The organism is Streptomyces sp. VNUA24 (genome assembly GCF_029167005.1).
In the GTDB taxonomy this organism is placed as follows: domain Bacteria; phylum Actinomycetota; class Actinomycetes; order Streptomycetales; family Streptomycetaceae; genus Streptomyces; species Streptomyces scabiei.
Genome location: NZ_CP119143.1, coordinates 5,139,146 through 5,158,981, shown reverse-complemented (window position 1 = coordinate 5,158,981; position 19,836 = coordinate 5,139,146). Strand labels below are relative to the sequence as shown.

20 protein-coding genes and 1 tRNA gene are annotated in these 19,836 nt (G+C 69.3%); 10 read left to right on the top strand and 11 right to left on the bottom strand.

What is annotated here, in order from left to right; translation table 11 throughout:
• Positions 1-35 precede the first annotated feature (35 nt).
• Positions 36-581, top strand: a complete 546-nt coding sequence (locus PYR72_RS21915) for a flavoprotein (protein WP_275456880.1) — start codon at positions 36-38, stop codon at positions 579-581.
• Here the strand turns inward: PYR72_RS21915 and PYR72_RS21910 are convergent, their stop codons facing one another.
• The 4 genes from PYR72_RS21910 to PYR72_RS21895 form a co-directional block, all read right to left on the bottom strand.
• Positions 582-2,297 (bottom strand): mobilization protein, encoded by a 1,716-nt coding sequence (locus tag PYR72_RS21910; protein ID WP_275456879.1) that lies wholly within the window; start codon positions 2,295-2,297, stop codon positions 582-584.
• Positions 2,294-2,947, bottom strand: a complete 654-nt coding sequence (mobC, locus tag PYR72_RS21905) for a plasmid mobilization relaxosome protein MobC (protein WP_275460484.1) — start codon at positions 2,945-2,947, stop codon at positions 2,294-2,296. Before mobC ends, PYR72_RS21910 begins: the two co-directional genes overlap by 4 nt.
• Positions 2,948-3,119: 172 nt before the next feature.
• The gene (locus PYR72_RS21900) at positions 3,120-4,004 is read right to left on the bottom strand and encodes a DUF2637 domain-containing protein (protein WP_275456878.1); all 885 of its coding nucleotides are present in this window, start codon (positions 4,002-4,004) and stop codon (positions 3,120-3,122) included.
• Positions 4,005-4,207: 203 nt separating this feature from the next.
• Positions 4,208-5,290 carry a DUF3631 domain-containing protein gene (locus PYR72_RS21895; protein WP_275460483.1) on the bottom strand — a complete coding sequence of 361 codons (1,083 nt, stop codon included), beginning with the start codon at positions 5,288-5,290 and terminating at the stop codon, positions 4,208-4,210.
• Positions 5,291-5,804: 514 nt separating this feature from the next.
• Between PYR72_RS21895 and PYR72_RS21890 the strand changes: the two genes are divergently transcribed.
• The 3 genes from PYR72_RS21890 (at position 5,805) to PYR72_RS21880 (ending at position 8,367) form a co-directional block, all read left to right on the top strand.
• The gene (locus PYR72_RS21890) at positions 5,805-6,320 is read left to right on the top strand and encodes a helix-turn-helix domain-containing protein (protein ID WP_275456877.1); all 516 of its coding nucleotides are present in this window, start codon (positions 5,805-5,807) and stop codon (positions 6,318-6,320) included.
• 157 nt (positions 6,321-6,477) lie between these two features.
• The gene (locus PYR72_RS21885) at positions 6,478-6,822 is read left to right on the top strand and encodes a helix-turn-helix domain-containing protein (RefSeq protein WP_275456876.1); all 345 of its coding nucleotides are present in this window, start codon (positions 6,478-6,480) and stop codon (positions 6,820-6,822) included.
• A 27-nt stretch (positions 6,823-6,849) separates the two neighbouring features.
• The gene (locus tag PYR72_RS21880; protein ID WP_275456875.1) at positions 6,850-8,367 is read left to right on the top strand and encodes a LacI family DNA-binding transcriptional regulator; all 1,518 of its coding nucleotides are present in this window, start codon (positions 6,850-6,852) and stop codon (positions 8,365-8,367) included.
• Positions 8,368-8,440: 73 nt separating this feature from the next.
• Here PYR72_RS21880 and PYR72_RS21875 read toward each other — a convergent pair whose 3' ends face one another.
• Genes PYR72_RS21875 through PYR72_RS21865 form a run of 3 tightly spaced genes read right to left on the bottom strand, consistent with a single transcriptional unit; the run spans position 8,441 to position 9,748 of the window.
• The gene (locus PYR72_RS21875; RefSeq protein ID WP_275456874.1) at positions 8,441-8,800 is read right to left on the bottom strand and encodes a GntR family transcriptional regulator; all 360 of its coding nucleotides are present in this window, start codon (positions 8,798-8,800) and stop codon (positions 8,441-8,443) included.
• Position 8,801: 1 nt separating this feature from the next.
• Positions 8,802-9,287, bottom strand: a complete 486-nt coding sequence (locus PYR72_RS21870; protein ID WP_275456873.1) for a hypothetical protein — start codon at positions 9,285-9,287, stop codon at positions 8,802-8,804.
• A complete protein-coding gene (locus tag PYR72_RS21865) occupies positions 9,284-9,748 on the bottom strand; it encodes a DUF1648 domain-containing protein (RefSeq protein ID WP_275456872.1) in 465 nt (154 codons plus the stop codon). Before PYR72_RS21865 ends, PYR72_RS21870 begins: the two co-directional genes overlap by 4 nt.
• Positions 9,749-10,064: 316 nt before the next feature.
• Between PYR72_RS21865 and PYR72_RS21860 the strand changes: the two genes are divergently transcribed.
• The 4 genes from PYR72_RS21860 (at position 10,065) to PYR72_RS21845 (ending at position 12,756) form a co-directional block, all read left to right on the top strand.
• Positions 10,065-10,673, top strand: a complete 609-nt coding sequence (locus PYR72_RS21860) for a sporulation delaying protein family toxin (protein WP_275456871.1) — start codon at positions 10,065-10,067, stop codon at positions 10,671-10,673.
• Positions 10,674-10,793: 120 nt separating this feature from the next.
• Positions 10,794-11,393 carry an SdpA family antimicrobial peptide system protein gene (locus tag PYR72_RS21855; protein WP_275456870.1) on the top strand — a complete coding sequence of 200 codons (600 nt, stop codon included), beginning with the start codon at positions 10,794-10,796 and terminating at the stop codon, positions 11,391-11,393.
• A complete protein-coding gene (locus tag PYR72_RS21850) occupies positions 11,390-12,439 on the top strand; it encodes a sporulation-delaying protein SdpB family protein (RefSeq protein WP_275456869.1) in 1,050 nt (349 codons plus the stop codon). Before PYR72_RS21855 ends, PYR72_RS21850 begins: the two co-directional genes overlap by 4 nt.
• Positions 12,439-12,756 (top strand): hypothetical protein, encoded by a 318-nt coding sequence (locus PYR72_RS21845; RefSeq protein ID WP_275456868.1) that lies wholly within the window; start codon positions 12,439-12,441, stop codon positions 12,754-12,756. The genes PYR72_RS21850 and PYR72_RS21845 overlap by 1 nt, the downstream gene beginning before the upstream one ends.
• A 637-nt stretch (positions 12,757-13,393) precedes the next feature.
• Here PYR72_RS21845 and PYR72_RS21840 read toward each other — a convergent pair.
• From PYR72_RS21840 to PYR72_RS21830, 3 genes are all read right to left on the bottom strand, one after another.
• A tRNA-Pro gene (locus tag PYR72_RS21840) sits at positions 13,394-13,467 on the bottom strand.
• 29 nt (positions 13,468-13,496) lie between these two features.
• Positions 13,497-14,330, bottom strand: a complete 834-nt coding sequence (locus tag PYR72_RS21835; protein WP_275456867.1) for a Pr6Pr family membrane protein — start codon at positions 14,328-14,330, stop codon at positions 13,497-13,499.
• A 145-nt stretch (positions 14,331-14,475) separates the two neighbouring features.
• Entirely contained in the window at positions 14,476-15,405 is a 930-nt protein-coding gene (locus tag PYR72_RS21830; protein WP_275456866.1) for a metallophosphoesterase, read from the bottom strand.
• 383 nt (positions 15,406-15,788) lie between these two features.
• Between PYR72_RS21830 and PYR72_RS21825 the strand changes: the two genes are divergently transcribed.
• Entirely contained in the window at positions 15,789-16,256 is a 468-nt protein-coding gene (locus PYR72_RS21825) for a GatB/YqeY domain-containing protein (protein WP_275456865.1), read from the top strand.
• Positions 16,257-16,423: 167 nt separating this feature from the next.
• Here the strand turns inward: PYR72_RS21825 and PYR72_RS21820 are convergent, their stop codons facing one another.
• A complete protein-coding gene (locus PYR72_RS21820) occupies positions 16,424-18,745 on the bottom strand; it encodes a transglycosylase domain-containing protein (RefSeq protein ID WP_275456864.1) in 2,322 nt (773 codons plus the stop codon).
• A 688-nt stretch (positions 18,746-19,433) separates the two neighbouring features.
• Between PYR72_RS21820 and wblA the strand changes: the two genes are divergently transcribed.
• Positions 19,434-19,772 (top strand): transcriptional regulator WblA, encoded by a 339-nt coding sequence (gene wblA / locus PYR72_RS21815; protein ID WP_013001830.1) that lies wholly within the window; start codon positions 19,434-19,436, stop codon positions 19,770-19,772.
• Positions 19,773-19,836: the final 64 nt, after the last annotated feature.

Sequence of the window (19,836 nt, the reverse complement as noted above, 5' to 3'; positions counted from 1 at the left end):
GCCGGACCTGCACCCCCGTCAACTGGGAGTCCCGCGTGAGTGATCAGCCCGACAAGCCGTTCCTCCAGATCGTGGTCTGCGCGGCCGGGGTCGCCGCCGACGTCGGCCGGCTGATCAGCGCAGCACAGGAGCGGCACTGGGACGTCGGGGTCGTCGCGACCCCGCAAGGGCTCGGCTTCCTCGACGCGGAGGCAGTCGAGGCCCAGACCGGCCGCCCCATCCGCTCGGCCTGGCGGTCGCCGGGGGAACCGCGGCCGACTCGGCCTGCGGATGCGATCGCGGTCGCCCCGGCGACCTTCAACACGGTCAACAAGTGGGCGGCAGGGATCTCCGACAATCTCGCGCTGGGCATCCTGTGCGAAGCGCCCGCCATGGACATCCCGATCGCTGTGCTGCCGTACCTGAACTCGGCCCAGGCCGCCCATCCCGCATACCGGCAGAGTCTGGAGCGGCTGCGCGAGATGGGCGTCCTGATTGGCTCGTACGAGCCGCACCGGCCGAAGGCCGGCGGCGGGGCCGACCGTTATCGCTGGGAGGAAGTGCTGGAGCTGCTCGCCTCCAGATTGTCGGTGCGGTCGTGATCAGCGCCGCCGTGCTTGTGGCGGTGGCGGTTGCGGGGCCGGGGCGGCGGCTGCTTCGTGGGCCGGAGGGTTGGGGCGCTGTGCTGCGCTGTCGGCCCAGGCTGGGCTGTGGGCCTGTGCTGCGCGGCTTTGTGCGCTGGGTGCCGGCCGTGCGCTGAGGCGCTCGACGCGCCAGGTCAGGACCCGTGCGGGGCGGCGGTTGTCGTCCAGGGCCCGTTGGTCGGCGGCCTGCTGGAGGAGCTGCTCCGGGTCGTGGCCTGCGGCTTCGGCTTCGGCGAGGGCAGCGGTGAGAGCGTCGAAGGCGGGGTCTTCGATGACTTGCTCCACGTGATCGGGCACGGCCCGGCGTATCTGGCGGATGTGTCGGTCGACGGCCTGCTGGGGCGGCCGGTGCTGGGCGAGGGCGGCCAGGGGTGCGGCTGCGGCCTGTTCGTAGGCGGCCTGGAGGTGGAGCAGGGTCTGCTGGGCGGCGCCGACCTGCTGGTCGTGGTGGCGGAACTGGTGCCAGCGGGCGGCAGCGATGACGACGAGGGTCGCGGCGTCGAGGAACATTGCCAGGGCGGCGCCGTCCTTGGGCGCGGGCTCGCGGAGCATGGCGCGTACGGCGCCGCGCAGGGCACGGGCGTGATGGTGTTCGGCCCGGATGCGGGAGCGGGTGGCGCGCTCGAACGCGGACGCCGCCTCACGGAGCTGGGGGCGCAGGTGCTGGGGTGCGAGAAGGGGAAGAGCGTCGAGCGCCTCGCCGAAGACAGCGAGGTGGGCCTGGGCGGCTTCGGCATCGCCCTGGGCGAGGTGGTGGGGGATGCGCTCGGTGGCGGCGGTGGCCTGGTGCCAGGGGTTGGGCCTGTGTTGGCCCAGCTGGTCGGCGGACTGCGGTTCGATGTTCGCCAGGCGTTCTTGGATCTTGGGGAAGGACAGGTCCGGAGCGAGTTTGGAGCCGGAGTACCAGATGGGGCCGCCTGCGTCGTCTGCGAGTGCGACCTTGTAGCCGCGTACGTCGCCGGAGGGGAAGTGCACGATCTCGACGAGGATGCCGTCGATGTGGCGGAGCAGGTGCACGAACTCCTCCATGCTGGAGGCTGCGGCCACGACGGTGCGGACGGTGGCGCGCAGTCGCTCGGGGGCGGTCTTGTCCTGACCGGCGCGGCGGGCCTTCTCCTGCTCGGCGCGGGTGGGCCGCTTGGCGGCCGTGCGGTCCCCGCGTACCACTTGGAACAGGCCGTATTCCTTCTCGATGGCAGCGAGTTCACGGTCGGCGGTGAGGTAGTCGTTCCAGTGGCGGGCGGTGCGCAGGTCCGCCCGGACTTTGGTGGCGGCGATGTGGATGTGGTCGGGTGCGTGGCGGACGGCGACCCAGCGGCAGCCGTCCGGGTCGCCGTCGGGTGCGATGCCGGTGGCGGCAACGACGCGGCGGGTGATGTCGGCCCATTCGTCGTCGCTGAGGTGGCGGTCGGTCTCGGCAGCGCGGATGGAGCAGTGCCACACGTGCTTCTCGGGGGCGCGGCCCAGTCGCCTGGCTTGCTTGACGTGCAGGTCAAGGTCGGCCACGAGGAGCCTCCTGGTGGCGTCGGCGTCCTCGGAACGGCCGGGGTCGGGGGCGAAGCCGTCCCAGGAGGCGACCAGGTGCGGGTCGATGTGGTTCTTGGCCTTCTCCGTGTCGAACAGGTACCGGATCAGGCCCGCGGTCTCCTTGCCGTTGCTGATCTTCGCGATCACCGGGCCGCCTTCTTGGAGACGGCCTCGTTCGAGGCTGCCGCGATGTGGCGGACTGTGGCGCCGACGGCGTCCAGGGTGCGCTCGGCCTGGGTCAGGAGTGCGGTGTCCACAGGGTGTGGATGGCCTCCGGAGTTGAGCTTCTTGGCGATCTGGTTGATGTTGTGGCCGATCTTGGCGACTTCGCCACGGAGGGCGGTCAGCTCGTCGATGTAGTCGTCGAGCGGGGTCCGCTGGCCGGGTAGGGCGAGGTCGCCCTGGACGTGGGCCATGACGACAGCGCCGACGTAGTGGGCGCCGGCGATGTTCAGCGACCGCGCCATGGCGCGGATCTCGTTCTTCTCGTCGACGCTGTAGCGGGCGTCGACCCGCTCCTTGCGCTGGCCGTTCGGGTCGGGCTTGCGGCGTCGGGCGACACGGTGCAGGGCGGCGGCTTCGGCGGCACGCGGCAGTTGGGCGGCGGGGGTGTCGGCGGGCTGCTGTTTCCCCTCGGGCGCCCCCCGGCGCCCGAGTGCCTCCGCCACCACCGGGGCGGAGGCGTCCCCGTGGGGCCGGCCTGTGGACGGTCCAGCGGGATACCTTGCTGGCCGGGTGGCTGGAGTGGTGGTCATCTCCTGCTGGGTGGTGCGGCCTTCGTGGTGCGGGTGGTGCATGGGGTCGGCCTCCATGGGGCGGTGGTGACTGTTCGCCTGGTCAGGGCTGAAGTGCACGGGGTGGTGATGCCGCGTCGACCCGTTGCGGGGCGGTCACCCGTCCCCGCGCTGACCTGCGCGGGGACGGGTGGTGCGAGTCGAGCGGGACGAGCGCTGGGGCGGCCGAAGGGGCTCAGAGGGCACCAGCGGGGGCTTCGTCGAGGGCGTCCTGCCGCCGTAGGGCGGCCTCGTCGAGTTCGGCCTGCAGGACGTCCTTGATCGCTTCCGCGTCGGCCCTGCTGAGGGGAAGGCCCCTGCTGCGGATCGCCGTTTCGATGTGGCGGCGCGAGGCACGGCCTCCACGTCCCAGCGGCGCGGTTCGGGCGATGGCGAGGAGTTCGTCGGACACGGTCTGGCGCTGCTGGTCTTCCGGCTCGGGCTTCGGCACGTCGGCGGCGTCCTGTGCCACCTCGGCGGAACCCCGCGCCACGTCGGCCTGCCGGTCCGCCACGTCGAGATCCGTGGGCTTCGGCTGACCGGAGTCGTCGTCGGTAGGGGCAGCGGGGCGGGCGTCATTGTGGCTGCGGTTGGCAGGGTTGTGGCGTGCGGTGGCGTCGGCTTCCTGGGGGTGAGGTGTGGGGTGGCGTCGGATGACGAGGTAGAGGTGGACGGCGCCGGCCAGGGCGAGCGGGGCGAGGGCGGACAGGGCGCCGACGGTGGCGTTGTCGAGGTGCAGTCCGGTTGGGCGGGTCTGCTGGTTGAGGCGGATGGCGTGTACGGCGTTGGCTCCGATGCTCACCCCGGTGGCCAGGCCGACGAGTGCCCCTACGTACAGCCGGGAGTGCAGCGGGGCGGTGCGCAGCATGAGCTGGGCGCCGATGCCGATGGCGATGAAGCCGTCGATCACGAGCGGGAAGGTGTAGGTGAGCAATCCGCGGATGTGGATGGCGACGGCCATCTGGCGCAAGGCGTCGTAGGAGAGGGCGAAGGCCACCGCAGCGAGCAGGGCGATGCCGAAGCGGATCGCGGCGGTACCCGGTACGGCGGAGGGCGCGGTGGCGGCGGTGCGGGAGGTCAAGCGGAAGCACTCCAGGTGGGGTTCGGCGGCGGTCACGGCGCAGGACGCGTGGCGGCCGTGAGGCGCGGCGACTCGTACCACCCGTTGCGTGCCTGGTCAGGGCAGGTACGGGAGGCATGGCGATGTCGGGTTGACCCGTTGCGGGCCGGTCACCCGTCCCGGCGCTGACCTGCGCGGGGACGGGTGTGACGGGTCAAGTCGGGTCAGGCTGCGGTACCGGTGGCGGATCCTGACGCCTCGCCAGGATCGGCTTGTCTCGCCGTTTCGGCCGCCGGTGCGGGGCAGTAGCGGGCCCAGGCGTCGAGGAACTGGTTTCGGGCGTAGCCCTTGGCCTGGACACCGCCGGGGAAGCGGTGATTGCCCGGCCGGATGCCGTAGTCCTCCAGGAGAATCCCGAGGCGGCGCGAAGTCAGCCCGGTAGGGCCGTACTCGGCCCACGGCGCTTCCTCGTCGCTGTTGAGCTCTTCGAGCAGGCGGCTCGTGCGCAGCGCGGCGGGGTCGCGCTCGGCGGTGAAGACCCGGCGGATGTCGATCAGGATGCGGGTGCGCAGCCCTGTGTCCGCGTCCTTGCCCGACTCATGGTCGGTCATCACCCGGCAGGCCGCACGGGCCAGCGTGGGCCAGTCGCCTCCGGCGAGGTCGGCGACGATCACCAGAGGCTCCCAGGTGTCGGCTGCGCGGTCCTCGACCGGCATGTCCGGCTCGACGTCCATCGCCTCGGCGCGCAGAGGCTGGAGCCAGGCAGTGAGGCGGTCGCGGACGGCATGCAGAGCAGGGGTGTCCCGCCCGGTGCGGAACGCCGCGACGGTCTCGCCCGGTGCCCGGCGGCGCATCCGGATGACCACCGACCGGTCCATGATCGTGTCGGGCAGGTCACCGATGCCCGCCAGAGCGGCCATGGCGAACGTCGGGAAGGCGACCGGCGTGTGTTCCGGGCCGGTGACGCGCAAGGTGGGCCGGTTGCGCTGGTGGCCGGCGTTCAGCAGGCCACGCAGGTCCTCGTTGCGCTCAGCCGCCTTGGCGCTGCCGAACAGTGTGTCGGCCTCGTCGACCAGGAGCGTGGGCGGATCCTCGGCGGTGATCGAGCGGAAGATCGCCGCAGGGCTGGCGTTGACCGTGATCAGCGGTGCGTGCACGGTCTCGGTGACCACGTCGAGCAGCCGCGACTTGCCGCACCGCTTGGCCGGACCGACCACCGCCAGGCGCGGCGCGTGCTGCCACGCGGGCTGTATGTGGGTGGCCGCCACCCACAGGGTCACCGCGGTGAGGGCCTCCTCGCTCGGCATCACGACGAACCGCTTGATCCGGGCCCGCAGGTCAGCCAGTATCCGCGCCCCTTCAGACCCGTCCGACACAGGCACGACATCGGGTCCGTCGTCGCGGACCTCGTCCGCGGGCGGCGCGGTGTGAGTTGGCTGCTGCTCGGTTGCGGTAGCCGGTGGGCTCGGCGGGGTGCCGTCGGCCTGGAGGGATGGCGTATTCGGCTGAGGTTCGGTCATACTTGGCATCAGCTCCTCTGCTCGCGGGCCATACGGGACGGCAATCCCGGCCTCGCGGGTTGATCGCTAGGGATGGCGGTTGAGAGGTTTGCGCTTGGCCCCCGGTGACAGCCGGGGGCTTTTTGCTTGCGGCTCTATGAGACGTGGGTCGTGAGGGCTCCTCGGGCTACTGCGGTGGGGACTACCAGTGTGCCACATCAATTGCCGATTGCAGAAGTGTTCTGCATCTCGCAGGAAGCGTGCTACTGTGGTGGGGTTGCTGCATATGGCAGTGACTCGCTACGGATAGAAGGAGGTGGCTGTGACCGACGAAGACGCCCCGCAGGGCGTGTTGCTGAGCGGCGAAACGAACGTCGCGGTGCGCATCAAACTGGAGCGCGAGGCGCGAGGCTGGAGCACCAACGCCCTGTCCGACCGCCTGAACGAGGCCGGCTTCGAGATGAACCCGTCTGCGGTCTGGCGCATCGAGAACGGTAAGCGCCGTATCAACCTCGACGAGGCCATCGGCTTCGCCGAGGTCTTCGGCCTCGACCTGCGCAATCTCGTCGGCCCCCCGCAGCTTGCCGCCCAGGCCCGCGCCATGGAGCTCATCGACGCCGTCGTGGACGCGTTCCGCGAAACCCAGCGGGCCAACGCCGCCTTCACCAAGGCGCGGGATGCCCTGGACACGTACCTCGCCGAGCACCCCGACATCCGCGAGGAAGCGGACGTGATGGTCTCCAACGCCATGGCCGAGGCGTCCACCAAGCACCTGCTGGAGACGTACGGGCCGCCGTCCGGCGAGCACCGTGACACCGGCTCCTCCGACGAGGCATAGCCTCCGACTCCTGCTACCGTCCTGGGCCCGCAAACCCCCAGCACGGGCATCTCACCTCCTCATCCCAAGCGATCGACCGGCGGGCCGGTGTTGCCGCACCCATGCCCGCCAGAAGAGGACTCACCCCTTGCGCCAACCTGCAATACCCCCTGTCTCCGTGCCGACTCCGCGCGCCGACTCCGCTCTCCCGCGCCTCTATCTCCCCGAGGAAGTCGCGGCCGTCCTCGGCTGCTCCTCCTGGTGGGTCAAGGACCGCGCCCGTCGGCGGCTCATCCCCTTCACGCGGGTCGGTCGCGCCTACCGCTTCACCGGCGAGCACCTCGCCGAGATCATCCGCATGCACGAGGCCCGCCCTGCCTCCCCGCAGCAGCCCTCGGCGGCTGCTCCCGCTCCCAAGGCGCCCACTCCCCAGCCTTCCCCGAGGTCTGCCGCGACCCCGGCTCGCCTGCGCGCCCGGCCACCACGCCGAACACGCCAGGGCGAGTTCGGGACCGCCGCGTAACACGACGACGAGGAAGGGGAGGGGTACGTGGGTTTCGCGGAGAAGCGCGGAAACTACTGGCGCGGCCGGTACAAGACCGCGCCCGGCAAGCACAACACGGTCGTCGACGGGACCGGCAAGGCGATCCGGTTCGCCACCAAGGGCGAGGCCCAACGGGCGGCGGCCGAGGCAGAGAACAAGTACCGGCGTGGCGACTGGCGCGACCCGGCACTCGGCCAGGAGACCTTCGGCGAGTACGCGAACCGCTGGTACGAGGCCCAGGACCTGGCCGCCTCAACCATGCAGAACTACCGCCGCCACATCGAGGAGCACCTGCTCCCCGAGTTCGAGGACAAGGCGCTCGCCGGCATCCTGCGGACGGACGTCGACCTGTGGGAGAAGAAGGAGAAGGCCGTGTATGCGGCCTCCAGCGTCAAGACCTGGCGCTCGACACTCCACCTGATCTTCGAGGACGCGATCGACGAGGGCCTGATCACGTCGAACCCGGCGGCCAGGCGGCGCGGGCGCGGCAAGCGTGCTGGCCGCTCCCGCGACCGCGGCCCGGAGAAGGTCGTCACCGACCCCCTCGGCATCCTGCTGACCGCCGAGCGGGCCGCCCTGCTCTCCGGCCGCGACGACGAGTTCGTCGCCGTCGTCCTCAAGGGCTACACCGGTATGCGGTGGGGCGAAATCGTCGGCCTGGAAACGGAGTTCGCCCGGCCCGGTGCCGTGCGCGTCGAGTGGCAACTGTACGAACTCGACACCGGCGAGTTCGTCCGCTGTCCGCCCAAGGACGACAGCTACCGCACCATCGACGCGATGGACTGGCTGTCGGCCCTGGTCGCCAACCATGTCGCCCGTACGAAGCCGACACCCTGTCCGTGTCACGGCAAGACCTACGTCTTCCGGGGGCAGGGCGCGGCTCGTACCGGCGGCCACCAGGGCGCGAAGCTCGCCGATGTCGCACGCCGCGCCGAAGTCTCCACGGGCACGGTGTCCAACGTCCTCAACCACCCCGACCGAGTCACCGAAGACAAGCGGGTGAGGGTGGAGCAGGCCATCGCGGACCTGGGGTTCGTGCGGGGCGGCATGGTGCCGGAGCACGCTGCCCACTGGCGCCGAAACGGCTTCGCGACGTGGCTGTTCACCCCGGCGGTCTCCGGCTGGTACCCGAAGAAGGCACCGCAGGAAGCCCGCCCCGTACCGCTGCTCGGCGAGCCGTGGCCGGGCGTCCCGGCCCGAGGACGCGGGGCCAGCAACCGGGCCGATGCCTGCTGGCTCCCGATCGCCAAGGGCCTTACACCTCATGGCCTCCGCCACACCCATCGGACCGTGATGGAGGACCTCGGCACCGAGAAGGTCCTCATGGACCAACGTATGGGCCACATCGACGGCTCGGTCTCTGCGCGTTACGCCCATGTCACCCCCGGTATGCGTCGGCGCCTCATGCTCGGCTTGACCCAGCAGTGGGAGGCAGCACTCGACACCCGCCTGGCCCTGTGCCCGAGGTCACCGGTGCGCGCGCTCAACGACCTTCTGCGTGTACGCGCGGTCGCCCTCCGGTAGCCCCGCGGTGTCCCGCAACACTGTTGCGGGACACCGCGCGCCAAAGTCGCTCGAACGGCCCCTGCACGTCTCGTCAGGCGGTCGGCTTGAGGTGCTCCGTGACGAGTTGGAGGATGTCGGCGCCTGCCATCCCTGTTCGTTGAGCGAGGTGGATGAAGTGCTGGCACGCCTCGATGACCAGGGCTTGGCTGGGGGCATCGGCGGTGACTACTGCTACGCGCCCAGGGCGGAGTTCGATGAGTCGCTCGTCCTTAAGGATCTGGTAGCCGCGCAGGACGGTGTGCATGTTGATATCCAGGCTGCGGGCCAAGGCGCGGGCGGGAGGTAGGCGATCGCCTTTGCCGAGCTTGCCGCTGGCCATGTTGCGGCGTACGGAGGCCGCGATCTGCTCCGCGAGACTCTGGGGCGAGGAGCGGTCGATGGTGACCAGCATGTCAGCGACCTTTGCGTCCGTGCGCGAGGAGTTGGTTGGTGAGCTGTGCGGCGGTGTCGGCGTCGTCGATGGTGATGACGAATTTGTTTCCGTTCGTGAGGGTGAGCCACAGGGCATCGCCTTCGCGGAGCGAGATGGAGCTGAGGCCGGGGTTCCAGCGGTAGCCCCATCCGCCGATCTCGGTGGGCCGGGTCCAGCGGCCAGAGGCGCTCTGGATGCGGTCGAGGGAGAAGTGCCGTCGCAAGAACGGGACGAGAGCCGATCCGGCGGTGACGCCGCGGGGGGAGACAGTGACCCGGATGGCGCCGGTGATGAGGAAAGCCACGGAGATGAGCAGGAGCCAGAGGGCGGCGGTCCGGTGCGGGGGGTCGGCGGCGGCGATGACGGCCAGGCCGATTGCCGAGACGATGCCGGTGGCGAGCATCCAGCCGCTGGCCAGCGACCGGTGCCAGACCGTCACTTGCAGCGGGGTAGCGTCCCGGCTCATGCACGCCTCCGGGAGATGAGCCAGGCGGCAGCGCCTACGGCGACGCCGACAGCGACGGCCACGGGCAGCTGGTAGAGGGGCAGTTGCACTGTGCGCCCGTCGGAGTCACTTGCGCTCCACATGGCCGCGATGAGGAGGTAGGCGGTTGCGCCGGCCAGGCCGCAGGAGAAGGTGCACAGCGACCTGGTCGTCGTGAGAGCGGACCTGGCGGAGAAGCCTGCAGCGATGACGCCGACGACTTCGATGACGAACACCAGCATGTATAGGCCAAGTGCCGTGGCGGGGGAGCTGTAGCCGTCGGCGGTGCCGTCGAGGGTGAAGTGCGTAGCCATTTTGTCAGGGAACGAATCCCGGAACAGCAAGAACGCGATGACGGTGGCTAACGCCCCTGCGGCGAAGGGCGCGGCTACCAAGCCTATGCGGCGGGCGAGGCCGACGGGCGTCGTGCGGGTCGTGGACATGAACATCGGTCCTATCTGTGAATCGCGTCACTGAGATTGTTCGCATCGTAGTAGAACGATCCTAGCTTTCGCTCGATCCACTTACCCGGCCCCTTTGCACTCCACACCCAACTCGAACGCATTGGCTTGATGACCCACCGTCAATCCGTAAAGGCGTTGACCAACCCCTATCGAACATTTGTAGCGTTCACTCGACCGCGCCCAGTGGTTGCGCTGAGTGATCACTGTGGCATCTCCAGAAACAGGCGAGCTATCCATGCACAGACGCGCAAGCGTCGCTATCGCCGCCGTTGCCGTCCTCGGACTCGGCGGAGCTGTGGCACAGCAGGCCGTCGCCACACCTGCGGCAAGCCATGCAGGCTCGTCCTTAGCGTCCGCCTCTCTGCCCAAGGCCGAGGCCACGCAGGACGGCCGTGCTCTCTTCGAGGGCCTGGCCTTCGCTCAGGGCTCCGTGGCAAAGGACCTGGCCGACTCGGGTAAGTTCGTGGACGTCGCCGCGCTCCGCAAGGAGAACAGCACCGCCGAGCAGAGGCAGGCCGCAACCGCTCTGCTGGACAAGATCCAGAAGGAGCGGCCGGGGTTCTTCAGCTCCTTCTCGCAGAAGCTCCGCTCCGGGGACCCGCGGAAGGTGGAAAGCGGTGTTGCTGAAGCCAGCAACATCTTGAAGTCGATGGCGGACGCAGCGGAGCCCAAGGCCGCTGACGCCGGCACCGGAACGGGCAGGTGCGCCACTGTCGTGCTCGCCGTCAACGTACTCGTCGCCGTGAACCTGGGCGGTGCGGTCAACGTCTCGGTCGCCGTCAACATCCAAGCGGCCGGCAACGTGGTGAACGCCCTCAACTTCTGGTCCTCGTCCGCACAGGGCGAGAGCACTCTGACCAGGGACGAGCAGATCGCCGAGCTGACGCAGGTCCTGGCGGCCTAAGCGCGCTTGAAGGCGGCGGGTCGTCCTCCATGGCGCCTGGCGGTCGGCCCGCCGCCCCTCGTTCTCCGCTTCTGTACGCAGGCCCCGCGCTTTGCCGACCAGTCAAGGGCACCCCTTCTCATGCGTCTCACCGACAGAATCCAGCTGCGCTCCCACCGCCCCGGCCATTCGGTTGCGGTGCCACACGCCTGGGTCACAGCGATCACCGTGGTCTGGGTCATCGTGTGCCTGTATGTGGCCCAGAGCTTCTTGCCGCACAACGTCATCTCGCTTCCCGGGCAGGGCAACACCAAGAAAGTGGCGACAGTCGTGGCCCCCCAGGGCTGGGCCTTCTTCACCAAGTCCGCGAAGGACCCCCAGTACGCCCCGTACCGTATGACCGACGGGGCATGGCGCAGTGCGGCGCTCACCCCGCACTCCAGGCCGTCGAATGTCTTCGGGCTCGACCGCGCCCCCAGATCTCAGGGCATCGAAGTGGCCCTCCTGTTGCATCAGGAGAATGTCCGGTGGACCTCGTGCGAGGAGATCGCCTCGGTTACGGCCTGCTTGGAGCATGCGGCATCTCGGGCAACGGCGACGACCAACCCGTCGCCGGCTCCGACCCTGTGCGGACGGGCGGCCGTGGCGGAGATGCGGCCGGTCCCCTGGGCCTGGCGCCACCTCTCCCCTGAGCGGCACACCCCCGAACGCGTCGCCGTCTGGGATGTGAGGTGCCCGTGAACCAGCGTCACATCCTGCTGCCCTGGACCAACGTCTACGGGCTCGCCCGCACTCTCGTGGCCCTGGGCACCGCCGGAACCCTGGCCGCATCGAGTGCCGAAACCCTGTTCCGGCCCGTGGCCACCATCGGCGACTACCCCGGCTGCGCCTCCACTACCGCAGCCAGCCTCTTCTGCCTCGCGCCCGACGACTACACCCAGCTGACCTGGCTCAAGTGGGCGTGCGTCGCCGCACTTCTGATCGTTGCCTCCGGTTGGCGGCCCAGGCTCACCGCGCTACCGCACGCGTATGTCAACTACAGCGTCTTCTCCGGTATCGCGATCGTCGACGGCGGCGACCAGATCGCCTTGATCCTGTCCGTACTGTTCGTACTCCCGGCCCTCGGGGACAAACGCCGTTGGCACTGGGAACAACCCTCGGAACAGCCGCTGGAGACACGCGCCAGCCAGCAGGTACTCGCGATCATCGGCACCAGCGGACTGATCATGCTGCGCGTGCAGATGGTCATCGTGTATCTCCAGGCCGTTGTCGCCAAACTGCCCCATCCCGAATGGCAGGACGGCACCGCCATGTGGTATTGGGGCAGCAACTTCGACTTCGGTCCTGCCCCGTGGCTCGACACCCTCGTCGCACCGGTCATCAACAGCGCTCTGGGAGTTGCGTTGATGACGTGGCTCCCTCTGGTGATCGAGGGCAGCCTGGTGATCTCCCTACTGCTACCGCAGCGACTGCGGTGGTGGGCCATGGGAGCCGGTCTCCTCTTCCACCTCTCCATCGCTCTCATGATGGGCCTGTGGAGTTTCGCCCTGGCCATGTCCGGCGGAATCCTCGTGCTCTGCCTGCCTCTCGGCTCAACCATTCAGTTCCGTACCGCCAAAGGCGGCCACGCGGGGCGGTCTACGTCCTGGCAAGGGACCGGGTCCGAGTACCTCGACCAGCACGCCGATCGGTCCGCTGCCTCACACCTCCCGGCCAACCGGCCGGGCGGCCACAGTCCGACAACTGACGTCCTGTCTCCGAAAGCGAACAAGGAGGAACTGATCTGATGCGTACACGCGTTTGGATCACCGCAGTAGCTACCATCAGCGCTCTGATCGCCGCCGCTGCCTCAACTACAGCGGTGGCCGCCGAGTATGGAGTCGCCGACACCTCTGGCCTGGTTCGTCCTGCAGCATGGGCCCCGCCGCAGGGATACGTCTACGAGGCCGCATGGCTGTCGACCTCGAGCTCCCAGGCATACTGTGAATCCCAGGGAGAAAAGGGAATCTCCGAAGGGCGCTGGACCGCCTACGCGTGCCTCAAGGAATATCGCGGAGGTACGGACATTCCGCTTCTCTTCCAGGTGCTGTACGTGAAGAAGTGACCTGACAGCGATGTGCACCGGTCTCGTCCTCTGTGGTCATCAATGCGCTAGTCGGCGGACGGGACCGGCGCCCGGCCCTGCCGGTCTCCACGTCGACCAGCGCTACGCAGCTGCACGGCGCAAGCGCTGTAGATCAACTACTGGCGGCACCTACTTGGCGATGCCCGCACGTCTACAGCGTCGCAGCCTGATCAAGGGACAGGCCGCGATGATTAGCGTCGAGGCCCTTTCCGTCTCGGGGTACGAAGGCTCTCCAGACCCGAAACAAAGCCTCCGTGCCGAATAGGGACAGGCAGGCCCGGCCTCGTGGACCGGGTGAGCGGCGCTATGCGCTCGGACGACGCATGCGCCATCGCCTGGGAGAGTGGGGGGAGGCAAGCTCCGCGAGGCCCAGCTCGCTCGGCTGCGGGAGGAGGACCCCAGCGCTGGCTGACCTCGCGCTCTGGCCCACCTCATTCGCTCGTGCGCTCGATGGCATCCTCGTGATGTTCCAGGCACCGCCTCCACGGGAGGAGTGGGATCCGCCCGGGAGCCGGATCCCGAAGTCGGCTCCCAAATGGCTCCCAAAATGGCCCCCGGAACCACTCAGGGGCCCGACCCGCTAAGCGGATCAGGCCCCTGACCTGGTACTTCACTGTCGGGGTGGCGGGATTTGAACCCACGACCTCTTCGTCCCGAACGAAGCGCGCTGCCAAGCTGCGCTACACCCCGATTGTCACTGCTTGTCGCGGCGACGTCGTTTACTTTAGCCCACCGGTGGCCGGAGACGAAATCCGGTTTTCGGGGCGTCGGTCGGGGCGGTCCGGGCGGCCCCTGCGGGGGTGTACCGGGTCGGGGCGGAGGTGGTCGACCACGACGAGGAGGAGGGCTAGGGCGTAGAAGGCGAGGCCCAGGAGCAGGGCGTTGCCGAGGACGCTCTTGTAGCCGTGGCGGTCGACGTCCAGGAAGGGGTAGAGGTACGGGGCCGGCCAGTCGGGGGTCACGAGGGCGGCTCGGCCGAGGGTGAACGCCAGGAATCCCAGCGGGTAGAGCAGCCATGCCGCCGCGTGGCTCAGGCGTGGCGGTGCCGGGCGGGTCAGGAGCAGCCAGTCCACCACCACCGCGAGCGGGATCGCCGTGTGGAAGGCCACGTCCGTCCACGCGAGCCAGCCGGTGGGCGCCGCCGGGGCGCCCGTCGACGTCATCGTCATGGAGAAGGGCGTCGCGTCCCTCGTGAGGACCAGGTGGTGGACCACGGCCGTGATGACGGCGTAGAGAACCGTGCCGAGCGTCAGCCAGGACGGCAGGGGGCGGCGGGCGAGCCACGCGCCGCGGGCCGAGGCGGCGAAGACCAGCGCCACCAGGGCCGTGCTCTGGACCGCGAAGTGGCTGAACGCCCGCAGCGGGCTGCCCAGCACCATCTCGATCACCACGGCCGCTGCCGCCGCCAGTGCGACCAGGGCGCGGTACGCCGCCGCCGGCGCGCGTCGTGTCGGTGTCACCACCGCCGTCGCGGGCACGACGGATGTCACCGGTGCGGGGATGCCCGAGATCGCGGGCAGGTCGGGGATGTCCCTGGGTATCGGTGCGGTCATGCGCTCACGCTAGGGCGCCCCCGCGAAACGGGCCATTCGGGATGATCCGTACGAGGGGATGTTTCGTCGCCGTCGCCGGACCACTCCGCCTGTGGCGGCTTCGGCTCTGCTGCCAGCGGCTCGCCCGTCCCCCTGCCCCCTACCTCTACCGCTTCCGCGCCACCAGCGTGAGCAGCGATGCCTCCGGCGGGCACGCGAACCGCACCGGGGTGTAGCGGCTCGTGCCGCAGCCGGCCGACACGTGCATGTACGCCGTGCGGCCGTCGGCCGTGTGTGTGGAGAGGCCCTTCACGCGGTCCGTGTCGAGGTCGCAGTTGGTGACGAGGGCGCCGTAGAAGGGGATGCAGAGCTGACCGCCGTGCGTGTGGCCGGCGAGGACGAGGGGGTAGCCGTCGGCGGTGAAGGCGTCGAGGGCACGGAGATAGGGAGCGTGCACGACGCCCAGGGAGAGATCGGCGGAGTCGGACGGGCCGCCGGCCACGCGGGCGTAGCGGTCCCGCTTGATGTGCGGGTCGTCGAGGCCGGTCAGCTCGACCGACATGCCCTCGATCTTGAGAGTGCCGCGGGTGTTGGTGAGGTTGAGCCAGCCCCCTCCGTCGAATCCGTCCCGGAGGTCCTCCCACGGGTTGTGGACGGCGCCGACCACCGGCTTGTTGCCGTTCAGGCCGTGGCGGCCCTGGACCTTCTCCAGGAGATACCGGGCGGGGTTGCGCAGGGTCGGGCCGTAGTAGTCGTTGGAGCCGAAGACGTAGGCGCCCGGGAACTCCATCAGCGGACCGAGGGAGTCCAGTACCTCGGGGACGCCCTCGGGGTCGGAGAGGTTGTCACCGGTGTTGATCACGAAGTCCGGGCGCAGCCCGGCCAGGGACCGCAGCCAGCGCTGCTTCTTGCGCTGCCCGCTCACCATGTGGATGTCGGAGACCTGGAGTATGCGCAGCGGACGCATGCCCGGTGGCAGCACCGGCACCGTCACCCGCCGCAGTCGGAAGGAGCGGGCCTCGATACCCGCCGCATACACCAGACCGGCGGCACCGACCGCCGCGATCCCCAGAGGTACTCCGTATCGCGCTTGCATGTGTCCATCGTGTCAGACCCCGTCGACCCCGAGCGCACGCCTGTGGACAACCGCCGGCCGCCCACCCCCGCCCGCCAACTCCCCCTGTGGACAACCCACTCCGGACTGTCCACACGACCCAGGTCCGACCCAGGCCCGAGCAACGTCCGACCCAGGTCCGGCCGACGTCCGCTCCCGTCCGACCCAGGTCCGGCCGACGTCCGCTCCCGTCCGGCCCAGGTCCGGCCGCCTCCGACTCGCGTCCGACCGAGGTCCGAGCCGTCTCCTGGCCCTCCCCCGAACAGAACCCGAGCCCTCACCACCCCGCGCCCGACCTCCCCCCACCGCACACACCAGCGAAATCAAGGCGCGCTCTCCGCACCACACCTGCGACAATCGGCCCCATGACCACGCTCAAGTCGAAGCTGCAGGAAGACCTCAACGCCGCCATCAGGGAGCGCGACGAGCTCCGCTCCTCGACGCTCCGGCTGACCCTGACCGCGATCACCAAGGAAGAGGTCGCCGGCAAGGAGAAGCGCGAGCTCTCCGACGACGAGGTGCTCCAGGTGATCACCAAGGAGGCGAAGAAGCGCCGCGAGGCCGCGGACGCCTTCGCCCAGGGCGGTCGCCCCGAGTCGGCCGAGCGGGAGAAGGCGGAGGGCGCGCTGCTCGCCGAGTACCTGCCCAAGCAGCTGTCCGACGAGGAGCTGAAGCAGATCGTCGTCCAGGCCGTCGAGGAGGCCCGGGCCGCCGGTGCGGAGGGCCCGCGCGCGATGGGCCAGGTCATGAAGATCGTCAACCCGAAGGTGGCCGGGCTCGCCGAGGGCGGCCGCGTCGCCGCCCTCGTCAAGCAGCAGCTCGCGGGCGCCTGAACAGCCCCGGCAGCGGTCCGGGCGACGCGGCCGTCCGGCAAACGGTCCGGGCGACGCGGCCGTCCGGCAAGCGGTCCGGGCGACGCGGCACAACGGCGGTGGGGGCGCCCCTTCTCAAGGGGCGCCCCCACCGCCGTACTCACTCACCCGGCCGGTGACGGTGGCCGTCAGCCGAAGCGGCCTCCGTTGCCGTTCCCGTTGTTCCCGCCGTTCGTCTGCCCCTGGATGAAGTTCTCCGGGAAGCTGAACTCCGGGGTCGGGAAGGTGTTGCCGCCGTCGGCGCCGCCGATGAAGCCGCCACCGTTGCCGCGGTTGTCACCGTTGCCGTTGTCGTCGTTGTTCCCGTTCCCGTTGCCGTTCCCATTGCCGTCGTTGTCGTCGTCCCCGCGGCCGCGCTCCGGCCGGTCCTCGGGGAGGTAGACCTTGTTGAAGTCGGGGCGGGGCTTGCCCTCCAGCGCGCCGGTCATCATGTCGCGCCAGATCGGGCCGGGGACCTTTCCACCGAAGACCTTGCCGTATCCCACACCGCCGATGCTGATGTTCACCATCTGGCGCTCGTGCGCGGGGTCGCCCACCCAGACGGCGCCGGCCATGTTCGGGGTGTAGCCCACGAACCAGGCCGCGTAACGGCCGTCCGTCGTGCCGGTCTTACCGGCGCTGGGGCGGCTCGGTCCGAGGCCGGCCTCCGTACCCGTACCGTCCTCGACCACGCCCTTGAGCAGGGCGCTGATGGTGTCGGCGGTGTTCTCGGACATGGCCCGCGAGCAGGTCGACTTCGGGACCTCCAACGACTTCGACTTCTCGCCGACCCGCTGTGTGATGGACTCGATGGCGACCGGCGTGCAGTACATCCCGCGCGCGGCGAAGGTCGCGTACGCGTTCGCCATGGTCAGCGGGGACATCTCCTGCGTGCCGAGAGCTATCGACGGCGCCTGGTCGATCTTGCGCCCGTCGGCCCGCTCGACGCCCATGCTCTTGGCCATCTTCGTCACCGGGCAGATGCCGATGTCCGCGATCATCTGCACGAAGTAGGTGTTGACCGACAGCGCGGTCGCCTTCCGCAGGGAGTACGGGCCGACCTCGCTCGCGCTCTCGTTCTCCAGCTTCGCGGCAGCGGTGCCGGTGCCGTTGCGCCAGGTGCCGCCGCCACAGGTGGAGATCGGGCTCGGATAGGGCATCTGGTACGGCGAGGGGTAGACCTTCCCCGGGGACATGCCGTCCTCCAGGGCCGCCGCGGCGACGATCGGCTTGAACGTCGAACCGGGCTGGTAGCCCGCTCCGCCGCCCATGGACTCGTCCACCGAGAGGTTTATCGTCGTCTCGTTCTTCTTGGTGTCGAGTCCGTACGGCCTCGACTGCCCCATGGCGAGGATCTTGCCGGTGCCGGGCTCCACGATGGTGGCGGCGGTGGCGACCTCGTCCTTCTGGTAGACGTGCCTCTTGACGGAGGCCTGGACCGACTTCTGGGCCTTCGGGTCCATCGTCGTCCGGATCGTCAGACCGCCCTGGTTCCAGATCTTGGCCCGGGCCTCCTTGGACTTTCCGAACATCGGGTTGGTCAGGAAGACCTCGCGCACGTAGTCGCAGAAGAAGCCCGCGCCCTTGACGGCCGTGATGCAGCCGTTCTTCGGCTTGCTGATGTCCAGCCCGAGCGGCTTCTCCGTGGCCTTGTCGGCCTCCGCCTGGGAGATGTCACCGAGGTCGGCCATGCGCTGCAGCACGGTGTTACGCCGCTTGGTGGCTTCCTGGGGGTCGTTCACCGGGTCGTACCGGCTGGGCGACTGCACGATTCCGGCGAGGAGCGCGGCCTCCTCCACGTCCAGGTCCTTGGCGGACTTGGAGAAGTAACGCTGGGACGCGGCCTCGACGCCGTACGCCTGCTGACCGAAGAACGTGATGTTCAGGTAGTTCTCGAGGATCTTCTTCTTGCTGAGTTCCTCTTCGAGCTGGATCGCCTTCTTCAGCTCGTTGATCTTCCGGCCGAGGGTCTGCTGGGTGGCCTGCGCGACCAGCGTCGGGTCGTCACCGGCCTCCTCCACCGCGACGTTCTTCACGAGCTGCTGCGTGAGGGTGGACGCGCCCTGGGCGACACCGCCCTCCCGCGCGTTCCGGTTGAGCGCCCGCAGGACGCCCTTCAGGTCGATCGCGCCGTGCTGGTAGAAGCGGGCGTCCTCGATGGCGATGATCGCCTGCTGCATGTACGGCGAGATCTCCTTGAGATCGACCACCGTACGGTCGCGGCTGTACACCGTGGCGATCGTGTCGCCCTTGCTGTCGAGGATCGAGGTGCGCTGGCTCAGCGGCGGCTGCTTGAGGTTGGCGGGGAGCTCGTCGAACCCCTCGACCGACCCCTTGGCCGCCAGCCCCAGGGCGCCGACCGCGGGCAGCGCGATGCCCGCCATGACGGCACCGGCGAGCACGCTGACACCTAGGAACTTGGCGGCCTGCTGTGTGGCGGACAGACCACCACCCGAGCGCTTGTTTGGCATGAGGGCAGCCTAATCCGTAGCGACGGCCGTTCCGAAGGAGCCGGTGGGTCGAGAGGGGTACGGGTGCCGGATCGTGACATCCGGTGTCCGCCACGTGGGGTGGCGTGTGCGGGAACCACCGCATCACAGGGCGGCGCGTGCGCGGGGGTGGCGCGTGCGCGAGGCGGCCGCCGAACCGGGGCCGGCGTGGCGCCGGAACCTCCGTGGCGTGGCCCCGGCCCGTCTGCGGCGTGGCGCCGGAACCTCCGCGGCGCGGTGCCGCGGAGGCGAAGAGAACATGAACGGTTGTCTACGTTCCCATTCGCCGGACACGCGCGCAGGCGTTGGCCTAAGCTGCTCTCAACTGTCACAGCCATAGGCCCTTGTATCAAGTACGTCCAGCGAGCCCGAATCGTTCTGACGTTCTTCCGATTTTTTTCGAGTGCCGTGTCCGAATACACCTCGTGTGTCATTCAGTGTCCGTTGTGACGCATGTCAACCATCCCGTTCTGCCGGGAAAGTCACGTATGCCCTCAGGTCACTCCCGCGGGTGATCTGCCGCTTACGCATAGTCCGTTCGGGCCATTCAAGATTGGGCCCGAAGGGGGTGTTGCGCTGTGCCCACCTTCCGTAACGTCCTCAACTGGCGGCGGTGAATATGCCGCTGCCGCCGTGGGGGAGCCTCGATTCGGGAGAGGACGGCGCCGGTATGGGCTGGGTAACCGACTGGAGTGCGCAGGCTGCCTGCCGCACTACCGATCCGGATGAACTGTTCGTTCAAGGAGCAGCGCAGAACAGGGCCAAGGCGGTGTGCACCGGATGCCCGGTGCGGACGGAGTGCCTGGCGGACGCGCTGGACAACCGCGTCGAGTTCGGCGTGTGGGGAGGAATGACGGAGCGTGAGCGTCGCGCACTGCTGCGCAGGCGTCCGACCGTCACGTCTTGGCGCAGGCTGCTGGAGACCGCGCGCACGGAGTACGAGCGTGGCGCGGGCATTCTGCCGCTCGACGATGACGAGATCTACGAGAACTACGCGGCAGTGAGCTGACGGCGACGGCCCCTCCGGGCCACGTCGGTCGAGGGCGCCCTTGAGGTGTCGGCGCGTCGGGCAG